We start from the raw sequence: 19,577 nt of genomic DNA on the forward strand, positions 1-19,577 counted from the left end.
TCACGACTCGGGAACGAGAATGTTCCTATTCTGTTCCGCGGAGCCCGTGAGTCAATCCTTTGTTTGTCCGGCGCTTGCGTTACGCCGCGCCTCGCCCCAGTGTCCTGTCATTCCAGAGCACTCGGGAACCCGCTTCATGACCCATTCGCTTCGGCTCGCGTTGATCGCGTCCACTGCGCTCATCGCCGCCACGCCTGCCTTCGGATCCTTCATGTCCCAGACCCAGACCCAGACATCGCCTGCCCCTGCCACCACGCCCGATCCCACGCCTTTGCTCGCCAAATGGCCCGGGCCGCACGAAGGGGTGCCGCAGTGGGACAAGGTGGTGCCGGCGATGTTCCCGCCTGCGTTCGAACGCGCGATGGCCAATGCGCGCGCGGACATGGCCAGGATCCGCGACAATCCCGCCGCGCCGACTTTCCAGAACACGATCGAGGCCAGCGAGCGCTCGGGCGAGGAGCTGGGCCGGCTGTTCGCCGTCTGGGGCGTCTATCAGAGCAACCTCGCCACTCCCGAGGTGCAGGCGATCGCGAAGGAATGGAGCCCGAAGCTCTCGGCCTTCTTCACCGAGATGAACCTCGATCCCAAGATGTTCGCGCGGGTCAAGGCGGTCTACGAGCATCGCGCGCATGCCGGGCTCAACGCCCAGCAGACGCGGCTGCTCGAGCGTTCCTATCGCGACTACGTGACTTCGGGGGCCTTGCTCGACGAAGCCGGCAAGGCCGAGGTCAAAAGGATCAACCAGGCGCTCGCCACCGCTTATACCGAGTTCAGCCGCAAGGTGCTCGCCGACGAGGAAACCGCGATCCTGCTCGACAAGGAGATCGATCTCGCCGGGCTTGCCGACAGCTTCAAGGCGAGCCTTGCCGAAGAAGCAAAGGCACGCGGCGCGGCCGGCAAATGGGCGATCAAGAACACCCGCTCGTCGGTCCAGCCCTTCCTGACCTATTCGACCGACCGGGCCTTGCGCGAAAAGGTCTACAAGGCGTTCGTCGACCGCGGCGACAATGGAGACGCCAACGACACCAACGCGACGATCGCCGAGATCCTCAAGTTGCGGCAGGAACGCGCCAGGCTGCTCGGCTTTAAGAACCACGCCTGGTATCGGATGGACGACACCATGGCCGAGACGCCCGAAAATGCGACGAAGCTGATGATGGCGGTGTGGCCGGCGGCGCGGGCACGGGTGCGCGAGGAAGTCGCCGACATGCAGGCGCTCGCCGATAAAGAAGGCGCGAAGATCGTGATCGCGCCGTGGGATTATCGCTTCTACGCCGAGAAGGTCCGCAAGGCGAAGTACGATCTCGACGAGAATGAAGTGAAGCCGTACCTCCAGCTCGACCAGATGGTGCAGGCCGCCTTTTATGCCGCGGGGCGGCTCTACGATCTCGACTTCAAGGAAAATACCGGGAGCATTCCGGTCTTCCATCCCGACGTGCGCACCTTCCGCGTGACCAATCGCACCAGCGGTGCGGAAGTCGGCATTTTCTATCTCGATAATTTCGCGCGCGCCGGAAAGCGTTCGGGCGCGTGGGCGACCAGCTATCGCGGCCGTTCGGGCCTGCGCGGATCGAAGATCGTGCTCGCCTCGAACAACAATAATTTCACCAAGGGCGCGGCGGGCGCGCCGACCCTGATCAGCGTCGACGACGCGACGACCTTGTTCCACGAATTCGGCCATGCGCTGCACAGCCTGCTCGGCAATGTCTATTATCCCGGGCTCGGGGGCACGCCGCGCGACTTCGTCGAATATCCCAGCCAGGTGAACGAGAATTGGCTGCTGACGCCCGACGTGCTCAATCGCTACGCCAAACATTATCAGACCGGCGCGACGATCCCCGCCGAGCTGGTCGCGAAGATCGAGAAGGCGCAGACCTTCAACCAGGGCTTCAGCACGGTCGAATATCTGTCGTCGGCGATCGTCGACATGAAGTTGCACGACCGCGAGACGCCGGTGACCGATCCGGACGCGTTCGAGCGCGAGACCCTGGCCGCATTGGACATGCCGAAGGAGATGGCGATGCGGCACCGGCTGCCGCAGTTCAATCACCTGTTCTCGAGCGACGCCTATTCGGCGGGCTATTATTCGTATCTCTGGTCGGAGACGATGGACGCCGACACCTGGGCGGCGTTCGAGGAGACCGGCAATGTCTGGGACAAGGCGACCGCCGACAGGTTCCGGACGATCCTGCTGATGACCGGCAACGAGACCGACCGCAAGGCGGCCTACAAGGCGTTCCGCGGCCGCGATCCCGACGTGAAGGCCTTGTTCAGGCGCCGCGGGTTTCCGGTGGAGTAATCCGTTTGGCGGGCGGGACTATGCGCCCCGCTCGCCGTCACCCCGGACTTGTTCCGGGGTCCACCGTGCCGCGCAAGGCAGGGCTGGAGGCTCCCGCGTCTCATCAAGCCGCTAAGTGGACCCCGGAACAAGTCCGGGGTGACGCGTGGTAAGGCTAAAGCCTCTCCTCCGCCGGCAGCCCCGCTTCCTCCTTGGGCAGCTTGCGGAACAGCGAACGATCCTCGGGCCCGAACCCGAACTTGATCATCACGAACAGGAAAGTGACGAGGATCGCCGGCATGCCGATGCTGAGCTCGGCCCATTCGTAATGCCGGGGCAGCGAGGTGAAGGCCGAGCCGACCAGCGCCGCGGCGCCGATCGCGACGAAGAAGCTCGGCCGGATGCTGACCACCGGTGCGCCGAGCATGCGCCGCAGCATGATCGCCTTGGCCGCCGAACCGATGGTCAGCGACACGGCGAGCGCCGCCGCCGGCCCGGCCGCCTGCACCGGCTCGGACCAGCCCTGCGCCCGCGCGACGAACACGAAGGCGAAGCTCAGGGCGATCTGGAGCAGCAGCACCGCGAGCGAGATCATCAAATTGCGGTGGCGCGCGATATAGATCAGCCCGGTCTCGCACACCGCCCCGGTCGAGGCGAGCACCTCGGCGACGAGCAGGATGCACATCGCGCCGGCGCCGACGACGAATTCGGGGCCGATCAGCCCCATCACCCCCTCGGCCGGGATGCCGAACACGACGAGGCAGGCGGCCTGCGCGCTGACGATCCAGAAGCCGACCTGGCGGACCTGCTTCGCGACCGAGACGCGGTCGTTCTCGGCGAGGCTGTTGGTGACGACGGGGGCGAGGATCGGATCGAAGCTCGATTTCAGCCGCTGCGGGATCGAGGCGACCTGCTGCGCCATGTAATAGATTCCGACCACCGCCGGGCTGAACAGCAAAGCGAGGATGAAGCGATCGACGTTGCGGGTCCCCCATTCGAGCGCGTCGGCGCCGGCCAGCGGCGCGTTGCGCCGGGCGAGCGCGAGGATGTCGGTCAGCCGCGGATGCCAGCCGCGCGGCATGCCGTATTCGCGGACGAACGGCACCACGGAAGCGGCGAGCGCGGCGAGCATCGACAACACATAGGCATACATCAGCCCGTCGCGCGACGAGACATAGGAGAAGATCCACGCCGCAATGCTGATCGTCCATGGCTCGACGATCGCGCGCGCGGTCACCGAGGCACGGATATTGTGGCGATAGGCGAGCGCGGCGAGCGTGACGTCGGACACCGCCACGGCGAACACGACCAGCGGCAGCAGCCGCTCGAGCCCCATTACCGCGCTGTTCGGATACATGACCTGCGGAAAGGCGATGAGCACCGCGCTGGCGATCGCCGAAGCGCCGCACGCGACCAGCACCCCGTCCCATACGACATGCGCATGCGGCCGCTCGGTGGATGCCAGTGCCTGCGCCAGCCCGCGCTTGAGCCCGAGCGTGGCGAGCAATGCCGCGACCTCGATCACCAGCACCGCGATCGCATAGCGCCCGACGATGTCGGGGCCATAAGCGCGGCCGGCGATGAACAGGAAAGGCAGCCGCGCGGCGAGGCGGAGGAGGAAGCCGAGAATATTGGTCCGCCCGCCCTTGGCGAGAGCGTTGATGTCGTCGGTGGAGGCGGCTTCAGCCATTCCGCTCGCCCTGACCTTGTCGAAAGGCGCGGGCCAACCAATCCGTGCGTGCTGAGCTTGTCGAAGCACGGCCATCCGCAAATGCGCCGCCTTTGGCAAGGCGCCCTTCGACAAGCTCAGGGCGAACGAGATGCGGGGTCAATGCGCCGCGCCCCAGCTCGGGCCCACCCCGATCTCGACGCCCAGCGGCACGGTCAGCTTGATCGCCGGCTCGGCCGCGGTCGCCATCACCCGTTCGATCACCGGCTTCGCCTTCTCCACATCGCCTTCGGGCAGCTCGAACACCAGTTCGTCATGGACCTGCATCAGCATGCGCACGTTCGGCAGCCCTGCCTCGCGCAAGGCCGGGCCCATCCGCGCCATGGCGCGCTTGATGATGTCGGCGCTGGTGCCCTGGATCGGCGCGTTGATCGCCGCGCGCTCGCTGCCGGCGCGTTCGTTGGGATTGGACGCCTTGAGCCGCGGGAAATGCGTCTTCCGGCCGAACAAGGTGGTGGTGTAGCCGCGCGCCTTGGCCTCGTTGAGCGTGTCGGCGATGTAGCGGTTGATCCCCGGGAAGCGCTCGAAATAGCGGCTGATCATCGCCTGCGCCTCGTCGGGCGTGACGTCGAGCCGGCCGGCCAGCCCCCAGCGCGAGATGCCGTAGAGGATCGCGAAGTTGATCGTCTTCGCCCGCCCGCGGGTGTCGCGATTGACTTCGCCGAACAGCTCCATCGCGGTCATGTTGTGGATGTCGTCATTATTCTCGAACGCGGCGCGCAGCGCCGGCACGTCGGCGATGTGCGCGGCGAGGCGCAATTCGATCTGCGAATAGTCGGCGGCGAGGATCACGTTGCCCGGTTCGGCGACGAATGCGTCCCGGATTTGTCTGCCCACTTCGGTGCGGATCGGGATGTTCTGGAGATTGGGGTCGGTCGAGGAAAGCCGCCCGGTCTGCGCGCCGGTGAGGCTGTAGCTGGTATGGACGCGCCCGGTCTCGGGGTTGATCTGCGCCTGCAGCGCATCGGTATAGGTCGATTTGAGCTTGGACAGCTGGCGCCAGTCGAGCACCTTGACCACCATCTCGCGCCCCGGCGAATCCTTGTCCGCGGCGATCCGCTCGAGCTCGTTGACGTCGGTCGAATAGACGCCCGATTTGCCCTTGCGCCCGCCCTTGATCCCCATCTTGTCGAACAGCACGTCGCCCAATTGCTTGGGGCTGCCGATGGTGAAGGGGAAGCCGGCGATCGCATGGATCTCGGTCTCCAGCGCGGTGATCTGCTTCGAGAAATCCTCGGACAGCCGCGACAGCACTCCGGCATCGACCTTGACGCCCGCACGCTCCATCCCCGCGATCACCGAAACCAGCGGCCGGTCGACCATCTCGTAGACGCCGGTCACGCTTTCATAGGCCAGCCGCGGCTTGAACCGTCGCCACAGCCGCAGCGTGACGTCGGCATCCTCGGCGGCGTAGCGCGTCGCCGCGCGCAGATCGACTTCGTGGAAGCCGAGCTGCTTCTTGCCGGTGCCGACCACGTCCTTGAACGCGATGCAGCTGTGCGACAGGTGAGTCGCGGCGAGCTCGTCCATGCCGTGCCCGTGCAGCCCCGCATCGAGATCGAAGCTCATCACGATCGTGTCGTCGTACGGCGCCACCGCGATCCCGCGCCGCGCGAACACGATCATGTCGTACTTCAGATTGTGCCCGATCTTGAGCACCGCCGGGTCCTCGAGCAGCGGCTTCAATTTCGCGAGCACCAGTTCCGCGTCGAGCTGGACCGGCTTCTCGGCGAACATGTCGCTGCCGCCATGCGCGATCGGAATATAGCACGCCTTGTTCGGCGCGAGCGCGAGGCTGATCCCGCAGATGCCCGCCCGCGTCGCGTCGAGCTCGGTGGTCTCGGTGTCGACCGCGATCCAGCCCTGATGCGTGGCCTCGGCGATCCAGCGGTCGAGATCGGCCTCGCTGACCACGGTCTCGTAGCCGTCGTGGTTGCACGGCGGATCTTCCTCGAGCCCCGGCACCTCGTGCGTCTCGACCGGCGCATCGGCCACCGCCGACAGCCGGTTGAGCAAGGTGCGGAAGCCGTGATGCTCGAGGAACGCGCGCAGCGGCGCGTCGGGAATGCCCTTCAGCTCCAGCTCGTCGAGCGGATCGGGAAGCGGCACGTCGCAGCTCAGTTCGACCAGTTTGCGCGATAGCCGCGCCATCTCGGCATGCTCGATCAGATTGTCGCGCATCTTGCTCGGCTTCATGTCCGGCGCGGCGGCCAGCACGCCCTCGACGGTGCCGAATTCGAGGATCAATTTGGCCGCGGTCTTGGGGCCGATCCCCTTGACGCCGGGCACATTGTCGACGCTGTCGCCCATCAAAGCGAGCACTTCGCCGAGCTTCTCCGGTCCGACGCCGAACTTCTCCTCGGTGTCCTTCGGCCCCAGCCGGCGATTGTTCATCGTATCGAGCATGTCGACCGACGGATCGGTCATCAGCTGCATCAGATCCTTGTCCGAGCTGACGATGGTGACCGACCAGCCCTGCGCCAGCGCCGCCTTGGTATAGCTCGCGATCAGATCGTCGGCTTCCCAGCCCGCTTCCTCGATGCACGGCAGCGAGAAAGCGCGGGTGGCATCGCGGATCATCGGGAATTGGGGAACCAGATCCTCGGGCGCGGGCGGGCGATGCGCCTTGTACTGGTCGTACATCTCGTTGCGGAAGGTGTGCTCGCTCTTGTCGAGGATCACCGCCATATGGGTCGGGCCGTCGGCCTTGTTCAGCTCGTCGACGAGCTTCCACAGCATCGTCGTATAGCCATAGACCGCGCCGACCGGCTCGCCATGTTTGTTGGTGAGCGGCGGCAGCCGGTGATAGGCGCGGAAGATATAGCCGGAGCCGTCGACGAGATAGAGATGAGGCATCGGTGCGGGGATAGCCGAGCCGCGGGGCGGGGCAAAGCCTTGGCTGTATCGCCCGTCGAATTCCCGGCGCTGCAAGCGAGGAGCGCATCGACAGGAGAAGTCCTCCCCCGCCAGGGGGAGGTGGCATGCGCAGCATGACGGAGGGGGAGGAATCACTGAATGCAGTGGCTCCTCCCCCTCCGTCGCCTGCGGCGACACCTCCCCCTTTGCGGGGGAGGATAATTGCCGCATCTATTCGCGGGTCGGTCCAGCCTCGCCTCAGGCGGCGTCGTGGAAGATGATCCCCAGCGTATGCCGCCGCCCGATATGCACCGCGCTCACCCCGTGACGCATCGTCACCCGATAATCGCCCTTGCTGCCGCGCACCGGCCGCTGGTTGACGGCGAAGACCACGGCATCGCCTTGCCCGAGCGGCACCACCGCGGCGCGCGACTGCATTCGCGGGCGCTGTTCGGTCAGCACGAATTCGCCGCCGGCAAAGTCGCGCGCCGGTTCGGACAGCAGAACTGCCGCCTGCAGCGGGAAGACATGGTCGCCATACAGGTCCTGATGGAGGCAGTTATAATCGCCCGGCCCGTAGCGGAGCAGCAAAGGCGTCGGGCGGGTCTGCCCCGCGGCATGGCATTCGGCGCGCCATTCGGCATGCGTCGCAGGGAAGCGCCGCGCGAGTCCCATCCGCGCATGCCAGCGATTGGCGATCCCGGCGAGCGGCGGATAGAGCCGGGTGCGCAGATCCTGCACCGGGTCGGGCAGTGGATAGGCGAAATAGCGATATTCGCCGCGCCCGAAGCCATGCCGCGCCATGATCACATGGCTGCGGAAATGCCCGGGTTCGTCGTAGAGTGCGGCGAGATGCAGGCAGGCGTCTGCGTCGAGCAGGTTGGGCAACACGGCCCAGCCATTGGCGTCGAGCGCCTCGGCGGCGGCGGTCCAGTCGATGGTTGTCATGACGGGCGTCTAGCCGCGGGCCGCGCGCCACACGCCCCGCTGCTTGCGCTCGAATTCCCGCTCGCTGCGCTAAATCCTCCCTCGCGAAGCGGGGGACGGGGGACCACGAAGTGGTGGAGGGGGCCAGGCCGCAAGCAATTGATTTGGGGAGAAGCCCCCTCCGTCATGCTGCGCATGCCACCTCCCCCGCTTTGCGAGGGAGGAATGGATCGGCCTTCAGGCGATGCCGCTCAGCGCGAAGGGCGACCGCCGGCCATGAACGAAGAAGGCTGGTGATGCGCGACGATCGCGCTCGCCACCGCCTGCATCAGCAGCTGGCGCTCGCGGATCGGGCGCGACGTGTCGCCGATCATCACCGCGACGGCATAGGAACGCCCATCGGGTGCGGTCAGGATGCCGACATCGTTGAAGCCCGCGGTGCGGCCGCCGAGATCCTGTCCCGTCCCCGTTTTGTGACCATAGAGCCAGCCGGAAGGAACCGCGCCGCGCACCCGGGCCTTGCCGGTCTTGGCGCCGCCCATCGTCGCGAGCAGCCAGTCGGTCGAGCCGGCCGAGAGCAATTCGCCGCGATGCAGCCGGGCGAGCGCGTCGGCGATCGACGCCGCCGCCGCGCCGTCGGGCGGATCGTTGACATAGGCCTGAAAGGCCGCACGCCGCACTTCGGGCGAAAGCTTCGAACGCGCCACGGCAAAGGCGTTGCCCATGGAATATTGGGGCTTCCATTCGAGCCCCGCCGTGCCCGCCTGGAGCAGTTTCTCGCCCGGACCGAAGCGGATCGTGCCCAGCTGCTTGCGTGCGATGAAGTCGCGCACTGCCTGCGGGCCGCCGACGAGACGCAGCAACTTGTCGTTGCAGGTATTGTCGCTCATCTGCATCGCGCGGCGCATGATCTCGCCCACGGTGGAGGTATAGCCGGCATCGCCCTTGACCAGATAGGCGACCGGCTGGTGGAACAAAGTGAAATCGGCGCGGGTGATGGTCAGCGGATCGTCGAGCCGAACGGTGCCGCGGTCGACTGCGTCGAGCACGGTCATCGCCACCCACAATTTGCTCACGCTCTGCTGCGGCAGCGGACGGCTGGCGGTGAGGTTGCTGGCGACCCAGCCATCGTCGATGCTGGTCACCGCGACCCCGACCAGCCCGTGGAAGTTGCGGGTGATATTGTCGATCGAGGTGACGAGGCCGAGCGGCGCCGGCGGTCGCGGCTTTGCCGGCGCGGCGACCGCGGCGGGGAAGGGCATCAGCACGCTGTAGCTGGGTGCCGGCAGATAGGCGGCGAGCTGGGTGTCCTCATGGACTGCGCAGCCGAGCAATATCGCGGGGCCGAGCCCTGCGAGGGTCAATGCCCGCTCCACTTTCGAGAAACTCTTAAATTTACTCACAAATGCAGCCCCTTGCGCCTCTTCCAACATGCGGCGGTCGCGACTCGCATCAAAGCCCGACCGCATCTGGATGCGACGAATCCGGTAACGATAGCGACGAATGGTGAAAGGAGAGGAAACCTGCGCCGCCATTCGCTTCCAACGTGGGGGCTCGGCCAAGGTTTCGCGCTCCGGTCAAACCCTTAAGGCCGTCAATTCCCCCCTCCCTGCTTGCAGGGAGGGGGTTGGGGTGGGTGCGCGCGTCTGCGCGCCTAAAAAGACTTTCGTACGGCTCGTCAAAACAGCCGCGGCGGCATCGAGCCTCGGCCGCGGCTAACCCACGAGGGGAAGCCGGCGAAAACGCCGCCAGACCCGCAATTTTCGCAACTTCGACTGCCCGGATCAGCCAACCGTCATCCCGGCTTTCGCCGGGATGACGGAATGACCGATCGAGACCCCCGCCTAAGGCACGAGGATCGTATCCACCGCCACGTCGAGCGTCTCGGGGAAATCGATCGTGTAGTGCAGGCCGCGGCTCTCCTTGCGGTGGAGCGCCGAGCGGACGATCAGATCGGCGCTCTCGAGCAGGTTGCGCAATTCGATCAGATCGGCGGTGACGCGGAAATGGCCGTAATAGTCGTTCACTTCGCCGCGCAGCATCTGGATGCGGTGCTGGGCGCGTTCGAGCCGCTTGGTCGATCGGACGATGCCGACATAATTCCACATGAACCGGCGGATCTCGGTCCAATTCTGCTTGATCACCACTTCCTCGTCCGAATCGGTGACCCGGCTCTCGTCCCATGGCCGGATCGGCGGGGGCGGGGCGAGGTCGCCCCAATGGGCGGCGATGTGACTGGCCACCGCCTCGCCGAACACGAAGCATTCGAGCAGCGAGTTCGAGGCGAGGCGATTGGCGCCGTGCAGCCCCGATTGGCTGACTTCGCCCGCGGCATAGAGGTTGGGGAGGTCGGTGCGCCCGTCGCGATCGACCACCACGCCGCCGCAGGTATAATGCTGCGCGGGCACCACCGGAATCGGCCCGGTGGTCATGTCGATGTCGAGATCGATCAGCCGGGCATAGATGGTCGGGAAGTGCTGCTTCACGAACGCCGCGCCCATATGGCTGATGTCGAGATGGACATAATCGAGCCCGAAGCGCTTGATCTCGGCATCGATCGCGCGGGCGACGATGTCGCGCGGCGCCAGTTCGAGCCTCTTGTCGTAATACGGCATGAAGCGCTTGCCGGTCTGCGGGTTGATCAATTGCCCGCCCTCGCCGCGCACCGCCTCGGTGATCAGGAAGTTCTTGACCTCGAGATTGTACAGGCAGGTCGGGTGGAACTGCATGAACTCCATGTTGGAGATCCGGCACCCCGCGCGCCACGCCATCGCGATGCCGTCTCCGGTCGCGCCCTTCGGCGCGGTCGAGAACAGATAGGTTCGCCCCGCGCCGCCGGTCGCCAGCACCGTCGCATTGGCGGTGAACAATTCGACGCGGTTGGTCGCGCGGTTGAAGGCATAGACGCCCCAGACATTGCCCGCGCCCGAATAGCGTTGCTCGTGGCGGCTGGTGGCGAGATCGATCACCACCATGTCGGGCACCAGCGTGATGTTGGGGTTTTCGCGCGCCGCCTTGAGCAGGGCCTCCTGCACCGCCCAGCCGGTGGCGTCGTCGACATGGACGATGCGGCGATGGCTGTGCCCGCCCTCGCGGGTGAGGTGCAGCGAACCCTTGTCGGTGTTGAACGGCACGCCGAGCCTGGCGAGCCGCTCGATCGCGGCGGGTGCGTTCTCGACCACCATCTCCACGGTGGCGCGGTCGTTGAGCCCCGCGCCGGCGACCATCGTGTCCTCGACATGGTTCTCGAACGTATCGCCGGGCTCGAGCACCGCCGCGATCCCGCCCTGCGCCCATGCGGTCGAGCCTTCGTTGAGCGCGCCCTTGGCGAGCACGGTGACCTTGAATCGCGCCGCGAGATTGAGCGCCGCGGTCAGCCCCGCCGCGCCCGAGCCGATGACGAGGATGTCGCTGGTATGAGGATCGCCGGCCATGATGTTCTGCAGGAGCCTCTTCCGCTGGTTCGGCCTCCGACTAGGCGCTAAGCGGCAGCGCTGGCAAATGGAGAGAGATATGCGCCGCCAAAGCCTGGGTTTCGCCGCACTCATGTTCGCAGCCGGCTGGGTGCCCGCCGCCGGGGCCTGCACGCCCGGCGCGCCGGGCGCCACCCGGCGTGTGACGATCGGCGACACCGGCCGTTCGATGCTGCTCCATGTGCCGGCGAAAGTGCGGGGCAGGGCACCTTTGGTCTTCGTGCTCCATGGCAGTACCGGCGACGGCGCGGGGATCCTCGCCCAGTCGGGGCTCGAAGCGACCAGCGACCGCCACGGCTTCGTCCTCGCCGCGCCCGATGCCGGCATTGCCGCGGACAAGGGCTATGTCTGGAACATCCCCGGTGTTCCCACCGTCACCGGCAAGGTGCCGGGGCCGGACGATGCCGACGACGTCGCATATCTCGGCAAAGCGATCGACTGGCTCGCGGCGCAGGGTTGCGTCGATCGCCGCCGGGTCTATGCCACCGGCCTGTCGGGCGGCGGCCGGATGTCGTCGTGGCTGGGCTGCGTCGCCGCCGATCGCTTCGCCGCGATCGCCCCCGTGGTGGGGCTGCGCGCGGGCAATCCCTCGGCGGCCGACCCGCGCTTCCCCGATCCGGCGACCTGCACGCCGTCAAGGCCGATGCCGGTGATCGCCTTCGCCGGCGGCAAGGACCGGACCAATCCGATCGAAGGTGGCGGCGCCGGCTATTGGCAATATCCGATGCGCGCCGCCGAGGCGCGCTGGGCCGATCTCAACGCCTGTCGCCGCCCGCTTGCCGGGCGCGTGCTGGAAGGCGGGGTGATCGAGCGCGGCTATGCCGATTGCCGCTCCGGCGCCGGGATCGTCGCGCGCATCACTCCGGACGCAGGGCACGTCTGGACCGCGGACAATGACGCGATGTGGCGCTTCTTCGCGCAGCATCGGCGCTGAGGCCGGACTCCCCCGATCGAGGAGTCCGGCCCGGCATTGTTTCAGTCAGAGCGTCGGCTTGCCGTCGACGCGGCGCGGTATGCCGGCCTCGCCGTCGCGCAGTTCGGCAGGGAGCAAAGCCGCGGGCAGGTCCTGATACGCGACCGGGCGCAGGAAGCGCTCGATCGCGAGGGTGCCCACCGAGGTGCTGCGCCCGTCCGAGGTCGACGGGAACGGCCCGCCATGGACCTGCGCGTCGGTCACTTCGACGCCGGTCGGCCAGCCATTGGCGAGGATGCGGCCCGCGAGCCGCTCGAGCACCGGCAGCAGCGCGCGCGCGGTATCGGTGTCCGATTCCTCGAGGTGCAGCGTTGCGGTGAGCTGGCCCTCGAGCAAAGTGACGACCTGCTTGAGCTCGTCCATGTCGGCGCAGCGCACCAGCAGCGAGGCGGCGCCGAACACTTCCTCGGCATGGCTCGGATCGGCAAGGAAGTCGGCGCCGGTCATCGTGAAGAGCGCGCCACGGCCCGAGGTCGGGCCGGCCGGCTCCTGGCCCTCGGCGACCAGCTTGAGCGCGGGCGCCGAGGCCCAGCGGGCGACGCCGCTGGTATAGGCCTTGTGGATGCCCGGAGTCAGCATGACCTGCGACGGCGCGCCGCACATCGCCTCCGAAGCCGAGGTCAGGAAGCGGTCGAGGTCGGGGCCTTCGAGCGCGAGGACCAGGCCGGGATTGGTGCAGAACTGGCCCGCGCCCATCGTCAGCGACGCGACGAAGCCCTTGCCCAGAGCCTCGGCCCGTGCGGCGAGCGCGCCGGGGAGCAGGAAGACCGGGTTGATGCTGCTCATCTCGGCATAGACCGGGATCGGCACCGGGCGGTTCTGGGCGAGCTTCATCAGCGCAGTGCCGCCGCCGCGCGAGCCGGTGAAGCCGACGGCCTTGATGCGGGGATCGGTGACGAGCGCCGAGCCGACCGAATTGCCCGCACCGTTGATCAGCGAGAACACGCCTTCGGGCATGCCGGTCTTGGCGGCAGCGCGGGTGATCGCGCCGGCGACGAGCTCGGAAGTGCCGGGATGCGCCGAATGGCCCTTGACGATCACGGGACAGCCGGCGGCGAGCGCCGCGGCGGTGTCGCCGCCGGCGACCGAGAAAGCGAGCGGGAAGTTGCTCGCGCCGAACACGGTGACGGGGCCGAGCGGGACCATGCGCAGCCGCAGGTCGGGCTTGGGGGCGGGGGCGCGATCCGGAATGGCATGGTCGATGCGCGCGCGGAGATAGTCGCCGAGCCGCAATTCCCTGGCGAACAGGCGGAGCTGGCCGGCGGTGCGGCCGCGCTCGCCGGTCAGCCGCGCCTGGGGCAGGCCGCTTTCCTGCATCGCGCGCTCGACCAGCTCGTCACCCAGCGCCTCGATCTCGTCGGCGATCGCCTCGAGGAATTTGGCGCGGTCCTCGCGGGGCAGATTGGCATAGACCGGAAAGGCGGCCTCGGCGGCGGCGGCGGCGGCTTCGACATCGTCGGTGGTGGCGACGCTGAAGCTCGGCTCGATCTCGGCACCGGTCGCCGCGGCGACTGCCTTGAAGCCCGGGCCGTCGCGCGCCACGCGCTTCGATGCGACAAACAATTCCCCGGTCAGCGCCATGCAAACTCTCCGATGCGACAAAATGAAGTTAGCGGTAACAATGTATACCGAAGGATTTAAGCATCGCGGCGCTCCGGTGCAACCCGCGCCTCAGCAGCAAATCGCGATCGGCGCATGCGCGGCGCCCGGATCGCGCGCCTCCATCGTGTCGGTGAGACCGCGCTGGACCAGCCGGGCCATCGCATCGTGCGCACCCTCGGCATCCTGCGCCTCGATCGCCTCGAACACGGCGAGGTGGACCGGAAGCGCATCGTGCGGCGCGGGCAGGCGGTGCTGCTTGAACGCGGTGGTGATCGCGATCGCCGCGGCGACTCCGCTGGTCAGCGAGACGATGAAGTCGTTCGCCGAGGCTTCGAGCAGAGCCGAGTGGAATTCCTCGTCGCAGCGCCGGCCGATCTCGGTGGCGAAGCCGTGCTGCGCCACGCCGTCGAGCCCCGCCTTCATCCGGGCGAGTTGCTCGGGGGTGCGGCGGATCGCCGCGAGCCGGGCGGCATCGGGCTCGACGATCCGGCGCAGTTCGAACAGATTGGCGATCAGCCCTTCGTCGGGCTCGCCGACGAAGATCCAGCCGAGCACGTCGGGATCGAGCAGATGCCATTCCTTGCGGGGCGAAACCTGCGTGCCGATCTTGGGCCGCGAATTGACGAGGCCTTTGGCGGCGAGGATGCGGATCGCCTCGCGATAGGCCGTTCGCGAAACGTTGAACTGGCCGCTCGCGGCGATTTCGCCCTCGAGAATCTCGCCGGGTTTGAGCACGCCCGAGACGATGCGGATGCCCAGTTCGCGCGCCACCGTGCCGTGCAGCCGCAGCGAACGCGGCCGCGGCGGGCGACGTCGCACGCGCTTGGGCTTTTCCGGCTTCGGCTTGGGCTGGGGGCTGGCCATCGGCTCCTGGCTGACATGTGGCGGCCGGGATCAACCGGCGACCGGGTGCGCTCTCTAGCTTCATTTCCGCGTCACATAAAGACCATCGGCGAGACCGGGCGATGTGCCGGCACGCGCGGCAAGATGAAGCCGCCGTGGCGGAACAACACGAGCAGATTACTGCACGTATCTGCAGGATATCGGAATGAAACATCCGCAACGAACGAAAATTACAAAAGCGCTTTCAAGGTAAAATATCGCTGTTAACGTGTCGGTTGCGAGTCGCCGGGATTGTCGAATCCCGTTTGGGGTTCGTCGGTCCCGATTTGGGGGCGACGGTGGCTCGCGCCGAGGGCAGTCGCTCCCAACAGGGGAGTTAATGACTATGGCTTCGACACCGGCTCGCACGGCGCTTCGGCGCGTGCTCCACGGAACTGCCGCGCTCGGCGCGATTACATTGGCTGCGCAAGCATATGCGCAGGAACGGCCCAGCGGGGTCATAAACTCCCCCGACATCATCATCCGCAACGATCTCAATCCGAACACACTGCCGCCGACCGGGGTCCTCGATCCGGTCGACATCACCGGCGTCGGGCAAGTGACGGTGGATCAGGGCGGCGGCTTTGTCGGCCTGTGCACCGGTACGCTGATCAACCCGCGGACCGTGATCTTCGCGGCGCACTGCGTCAACGACGCGGCGGCCGACAGCTATGGCAAGGCGACCGGCGGCACCGCGATCAGCGTCGGCTTCAAGATGAACAATTTGCCTGCGATCCAGCAATGGCTCGGCGCGGGCAATTACGCGACCAACACTGCCAATGCGCTCTACAATGTCGAGCAGGTCTGGTACGACCAGCGCTCGCTGGCGCCGAGCGCCGACCAGTTCCTCGAAGGCGATATCGCACTGGCGACACTCGACGCGCCGGCCACCGGTATCCCGACCTGGACGATGCTGTTCTCGCCGCTGACCGAAGAGACCCATGCGGTGATCACCGGCTATGGCAATCGCGGCACGAGTGCGACCGGTGAGGCCGGGATCGATTTCCGCCGCCGCGTCGCCGAGAACATGGTCTCGGTGCTCGGCTCGCTCGACGACCGCGACGACTGGCTGTTCGGCCCGGCGCCGGCAAGCAATCCGCAGAGCCTCTACATGCTCGATTTCGACAGCCCGGCGGGACAGGCGGCATACAATCCTGCCGCCGGCAACTATGATTTCGATCTCTTCGATGGCGGCGCGCTGCCCCGCGAAGGCACCACGGGCGGCGGCGATTCGGGCGGACCGCTGATCGCCGATCAGGCCTTCAACAAGCCGGTGGTGATCGGAGTGCTTTCGGGCGGCTCGCGTTTCTTCGCCAACCAGAAATTCTCGACCTACGGCACCCATAGCTTCTATCAGCCGCTGTTCCTGTTCTGGGACGCGATCGTCGCCAACAACAGCTATGTCTATGCCAGCGCCAAAGCGGGCGTCGCCGATTGGGACGATGCCAGCCACTGGGTGCAGGACATGGATCCGAACTACGCGATCACGGTCAACGGCCAGCTGGTCAACGGTCTGCCCGACACGCCGGCGCTCGGCGTGAGCGGCAGCACGGTCAAGTTCGGTTCGGTCTGCTTCCTCGACGATTGCACCGATCTTGCCGACGATCCCGAGGCGACGCCGTTCCCGACCGGCAACGGCACGCCGATCTACATCGTCGGCGGCCCGGGTTCGACCAACTTCGTTCCCAACAACGTCGTCGCCAACCCGACTCTGGGCGTAAAGGCGCGCTATTACGACGTGACGCTGGCTTCCAACGGCATCACCAGCCTCGGCAGCAATCGTACGATCGACCGGCTGACGGTAAATGGCGCGCATCTGCTCGACGTGCGCGGCACCGGCCAGCTCAACGTGCTGACCGACTTCACCCAATGGTCGGGCTGGACCAATGTCGACGGCTTGCTGCGCTCGCGCGAGGCGCTGATCGCCACCGGCACGCTCAGCGGCAATGGGACGATCGACCCGACCTATCTGACCGTGGGCAACGCCACGGTGTCGCCCGGCGCGATGATCGCGGGCGCGCTGACGGTGAAGGGCGATCTGGTCCTGTCCTCGGCGGCGACGCTGGCGATCGATCTCGGCCAGTCGCAATGGGACCAGCTCATCGTCCAGGGCGACACGCTCAACACCGGCATCGCCGCGCTCGGCGGCACCGTGGCGTTCACCCGCGGACTGATGTCGAGCGCGCCGCGCGACGGCCAGAGCTTCGTCTTCCTGACCGCGACCGGCGGGGTCAACGGCACCTTCGCCAATGTGACGGCGAGCAGCCTCGGCCTGCTCCAGCCGCAGCTGACCTATGCCGCCAATTCGGTGACGGTGAAGCTGCAGGCCGGCTCGATGGCCGCTTTCCTCGGCAAGAAAAGCGGCACCGCAGGCGTGTTCGCCAGCGCCCTCGATTCGCTCCGTGCCAAGAACTACACCAACCTCTACAACCTCTATGGTGCAGTCGATCTGATGGCGCCCGAGCAGATGGCATCGACGCTGCGCGGGCTCAATCCGGCGATCATGGGCGAGTCGCGCGCGCTCCAGCAACGTCAGTCGACGGTGATGCTCAATGCGGTGACCGATCGCCTGTCGATGCTCGGCACCGGACGGACGGCCGGTCAGCTGAGCATCGTCGGCACGCCCGACGCGCTGGGCGGGCTGACCAGCATGGATCGCGGCGAAACCGCGGCGCGGTCGAGCACGGTGCGCGCATTGCTGCCGAGCACGACGAGCATCGGCAATCTGCCGGAGAAGGTCTCGGGGTTCATTTCGGGCGGCTTCGCCAATGGCGGCGCGGGCTATGGCGCGCGTGGCCAAATGAACGGCCAGCAGAGCTGGTATGTCGGCATGGGCCTCGAGATGGAAGTGGCGGACTATACCACGTTCGGCACTGCGGTGGGCTTCTCGGAGGGCAATAGCCGTCCGGGTGGTGGCGACGAGGCGGATACCCGCGTCTCGCAGATCACCGTCTACGGGTCGCATCGGCTCGGCGGCGGCGCCTATCTCGCCGGGCTCGGCATGGCCGAGCAGACCCGCACCGGGCTGCGTCGCGAGGCGAGCACGGGCGATCTGGCGTATCGGCTTGCCGGCAGCGCAAACATCAGCCGCTATGCCGCGCGCGCCGAAGCGGGTGTCAATCTGCCGGTCGCGCAGTCGCTCACCGTCACACCGCGCGTGTCGTTCGGCTATTCGTCCTTCGCCTATACGCCGTTCCGCGAAGGCGGCGGCGAGCTGGCGCTGCAGGTCGATCGGATGAGCGCTTCGACCTTCGACGGTCGGGCGGGCGTGCAGTTTGCCGGATCGGCGAAGATGGGCAGCTGGACCCTGGTTCCGCAAATGACCGCGGATTATGTCCAGACCTTGGCCGGCGATCGCGGATCGATGCTGGTGCGCTTCGCGGCGGCGCCCGATGCGGCGATGCTGCTCCCGCTGATGAACGGCGATGCCGGCTATGGCGAAGTCCGCGGCGGCTTCCGCCTCGTCAACGGTCCGGTCGAGTTCGGCGCCGGAGTCGAGCGCCGGATCGGCCGTGCGCTCTATCGCGACGATCGTGCGGTCGTCGACGCGCGGTTCCGCTTCTGAGCCGCAAGGCACGGCGCCGGGTGATCCCGGCGCCGTGTCACTCTAGCCGCTGAGGCCCAGCGCGCGGTTTCGATAGAAATCCACGCCCAGCATCAGGCTTTCGGCGATCCTCGCGGCCTTTTCCTGCATCGCAGCGGCGGCATCGACGGGCAGGAGCGCGTCGGTCGTCTCGCGCCACAGCATCAGCCAGCGTTCGAACGCGGCGGGGGTCATGTCGGTCGCATGCCGCGCATGGGCCACCATCGGCTGCCCCTTGTACCTTCCGGTGGTGAGCATCACCGAAGACCAGAAGGCCCGCAGCGTCACGAGATGGCCGGGCCAGTCGTGGATCGCATTATTGAAGATCGGCCCCAGCACATCGTCCATGCGGACGCGGGCGTAAAAGGCGTCTACCACCCGGTTGAGATCTTCTTCGGTGAGCGCGGGCGGAGTCATGGTGGGCGGTCTCGTGTCTTCGGGGCGCACCCCCTGCCGGCGCGCGCCCAAGATGGTCGCCGATAGCCGATCTTCAATCCCGCCGCGCCTGGACAAAATGTCTGGTGCGCCGCATCCCGAAGGGGCACGATGCCGCGAACAGCAGGAGGGGGCATGCGGGGAAAGCCGATCGCCATAGCGACCTTGGTCGCGGGCACACTCGATATCGCGTCTGCGATCGTCCTCACCTTGCTCCACGGCAAATCGGTGACGGGGATGTTGCAGGGCGTCGCCTCGGGGCCGTTCGGAGCATGGCCGCACGCGAACGGCTGGTTCGGTGCCGCGGCCGGACTCGCGGTGCATTTCGCGATCATGACGGTAATGGCCGCGGCTTTCGCCGTGGCGGCGCGCCGGCTGCCGCGGCTGCGCGAGCGGTGGCCGGTCTATGGCATCGGCTATGGCGCGCTGCTCTACCTGATCATGTACTGGGTCGTGCTGCCGCTGCGCTTTCCGGGCGCGGGAGGCGCTTCCGGGCTCGCGGGGATCCTGATCCCGCTCGCGATCCACATCCTGCTGGTCGGCATTCCGATCGCGTTGATCATCGGCAAAGCTAGCGCGCCGCGATCGCCAGAATGAACAATGCGCTCGCGGCTGCCGAGGCGAGAGTGCGCACATGATTCCACAAGCTCCAGCGCTGGAGATAATGCGGCCATAGAGCCTCGACGCCCTGGGTCAGTGCATTGTTGAGCGGCACGTTGCACGCCATGGTCACGCCGAACATGCCGATCACGTAGATCGCGCCGCCGGCGAGCATCGCCGTCGCGCCGGTCTCGCCCCATGTGAGCACGCCGATCACTGCGAGGGCGAGGCCGGCGAGA

The 19,577-nt window shown here is 66.9% G+C and carries 13 protein-coding genes; 4 read left to right on the forward strand and 9 right to left on the reverse strand.

The genetic code is table 11. The features are described 5' to 3' along the window. Window positions 1–136 precede the first annotated feature (136 nt). Window positions 137–2,299 (forward strand): M3 family metallopeptidase, encoded by a 2,163-nt coding sequence (locus tag Q9Q95_RS19060; protein WP_306098735.1) that lies wholly within the window; start codon window positions 137–139, stop codon window positions 2,297–2,299. 154 nt (window positions 2,300–2,453) lie between these two features. On the opposite strand, the gene Q9Q95_RS19065 is transcribed toward Q9Q95_RS19060, so the two are convergent. From Q9Q95_RS19065 to nadB, 5 genes are all read right to left on the reverse strand, one after another. Further along, window positions 2,454–3,968 (reverse strand): lipopolysaccharide biosynthesis protein, encoded by a 1,515-nt coding sequence (locus Q9Q95_RS19065; RefSeq protein ID WP_306098736.1) that lies wholly within the window; start codon window positions 3,966–3,968, stop codon window positions 2,454–2,456. Window positions 3,969–4,106: 138 nt separating this feature from the next. Then, entirely contained in the window at window positions 4,107–6,863 is a 2,757-nt protein-coding gene (gene polA, locus Q9Q95_RS19070) for a DNA polymerase I (protein ID WP_306098737.1), read from the reverse strand. A 258-nt stretch (window positions 6,864–7,121) separates the two neighbouring features. Next, window positions 7,122–7,811, reverse strand: coding sequence for a 2OG-Fe(II) oxygenase (locus Q9Q95_RS19075; RefSeq protein WP_306098738.1), 690 nt, complete (start codon window positions 7,809–7,811; stop codon window positions 7,122–7,124). A 230-nt stretch (window positions 7,812–8,041) separates the two neighbouring features. Continuing rightward, window positions 8,042–9,223, reverse strand: a complete 1,182-nt coding sequence (locus Q9Q95_RS19080; RefSeq protein ID WP_371876812.1) for a serine hydrolase — start codon at window positions 9,221–9,223, stop codon at window positions 8,042–8,044. Window positions 9,224–9,634: 411 nt separating this feature from the next. Then, complete coding sequence (gene nadB / locus Q9Q95_RS19085; protein ID WP_306098740.1) at window positions 9,635–11,224, reverse strand: L-aspartate oxidase; 1,590 nt, start codon at window positions 11,222–11,224, stop codon at window positions 9,635–9,637. A 79-nt stretch (window positions 11,225–11,303) separates the two neighbouring features. Here nadB and Q9Q95_RS19090 point away from each other — a divergent pair, with 79 nt between their 5' ends. Then, complete coding sequence (locus tag Q9Q95_RS19090) at window positions 11,304–12,197, forward strand: PHB depolymerase family esterase (protein ID WP_306098741.1); 894 nt, start codon at window positions 11,304–11,306, stop codon at window positions 12,195–12,197. A gap of 45 nt (window positions 12,198–12,242) precedes the next feature. On the opposite strand, the gene Q9Q95_RS19095 is transcribed toward Q9Q95_RS19090, so the two are convergent. Continuing rightward, window positions 12,243–13,817 carry an aldehyde dehydrogenase (NADP(+)) gene (locus Q9Q95_RS19095; RefSeq protein WP_306098742.1) on the reverse strand — a complete coding sequence of 525 codons (1,575 nt, stop codon included), beginning with the start codon at window positions 13,815–13,817 and terminating at the stop codon, window positions 12,243–12,245. A 90-nt stretch (window positions 13,818–13,907) separates the two neighbouring features. Further along, window positions 13,908–14,702, reverse strand: coding sequence for a FadR/GntR family transcriptional regulator (locus Q9Q95_RS19100; protein ID WP_306098743.1), 795 nt, complete (start codon window positions 14,700–14,702; stop codon window positions 13,908–13,910). Between the two features lie 400 nt (window positions 14,703–15,102). On the opposite strand from Q9Q95_RS19100, the gene Q9Q95_RS19105 reads away from it, so the two are divergent. After that, window positions 15,103–18,285, forward strand: coding sequence for an autotransporter domain-containing protein (locus tag Q9Q95_RS19105; RefSeq protein WP_306098744.1), 3,183 nt, complete (start codon window positions 15,103–15,105; stop codon window positions 18,283–18,285). A 42-nt stretch (window positions 18,286–18,327) separates the two neighbouring features. On the opposite strand, the gene Q9Q95_RS19110 is transcribed toward Q9Q95_RS19105, so the two are convergent. Next, entirely contained in the window at window positions 18,328–18,720 is a 393-nt protein-coding gene (locus Q9Q95_RS19110) for a group III truncated hemoglobin (RefSeq protein WP_306098745.1), read from the reverse strand. Between the two features lie 153 nt (window positions 18,721–18,873). On the opposite strand from Q9Q95_RS19110, the gene Q9Q95_RS19115 reads away from it, so the two are divergent. Next, the gene (locus Q9Q95_RS19115; protein WP_306098746.1) at window positions 18,874–19,335 is read left to right on the forward strand and encodes a hypothetical protein; all 462 of its coding nucleotides are present in this window, start codon (window positions 18,874–18,876) and stop codon (window positions 19,333–19,335) included. Here Q9Q95_RS19115 and Q9Q95_RS19120 read toward each other — a convergent pair. Further along, window positions 19,310–19,577, reverse strand: a 268-nt coding sequence (locus Q9Q95_RS19120; protein WP_306098747.1) for an anthrone oxygenase family protein, incomplete at its 5' end; no start/stop codon positions are given. The genes Q9Q95_RS19115 and Q9Q95_RS19120 overlap by 26 nt on opposite strands.

Origin of the sequence: Sphingomonas sp. DG1-23 (genome assembly GCF_030730875.1) — a bacterium.
Lineage (GTDB): Bacteria > Pseudomonadota > Alphaproteobacteria > Sphingomonadales > Sphingomonadaceae > Sphingomonas.

Bases quoted from the DNA above. Each gene is read 5' to 3' on its own strand.
- Q9Q95_RS19060 (WP_306098735.1), top strand. From the start codon at position 137: ATGACCCATTCGCTTCGGCTCGCGTTGATCGCGTCCACTGCGCTCATC.
- Q9Q95_RS19065 (WP_306098736.1), bottom strand. From the start codon at position 3,968: ATGGCTGAAGCCGCCTCCACCGACGACATCAACGCTCTCGCCAAGGGC.
- polA (WP_306098737.1), bottom strand. From the start codon at position 6,863: ATGCCTCATCTCTATCTCGTCGACGGCTCCGGCTATATCTTCCGCGCC.
- Q9Q95_RS19075 (WP_306098738.1), bottom strand. From the start codon at position 7,811: ATGACAACCATCGACTGGACCGCCGCCGCCGAGGCGCTCGACGCCAAT.
- Q9Q95_RS19080 (WP_371876812.1), bottom strand. From the start codon at position 9,223: ATGTTGGAAGAGGCGCAAGGGGCTGCATTTGTGAGTAAATTTAAGAGT.
- nadB (WP_306098740.1), bottom strand. From the start codon at position 11,224: ATGGCCGGCGATCCTCATACCAGCGACATCCTCGTCATCGGCTCGGGC.
- Q9Q95_RS19090 (WP_306098741.1), top strand. From the start codon at position 11,304: ATGCGCCGCCAAAGCCTGGGTTTCGCCGCACTCATGTTCGCAGCCGGC.
- Q9Q95_RS19095 (WP_306098742.1), bottom strand. From the start codon at position 13,817: ATGGCGCTGACCGGGGAATTGTTTGTCGCATCGAAGCGCGTGGCGCGC.
- Q9Q95_RS19100 (WP_306098743.1), bottom strand. From the start codon at position 14,702: ATGGCCAGCCCCCAGCCCAAGCCGAAGCCGGAAAAGCCCAAGCGCGTG.
- Q9Q95_RS19110 (WP_306098745.1), bottom strand. From the start codon at position 18,720: ATGACTCCGCCCGCGCTCACCGAAGAAGATCTCAACCGGGTGGTAGAC.
- Q9Q95_RS19115 (WP_306098746.1), top strand. From the start codon at position 18,874: ATGCGGGGAAAGCCGATCGCCATAGCGACCTTGGTCGCGGGCACACTC.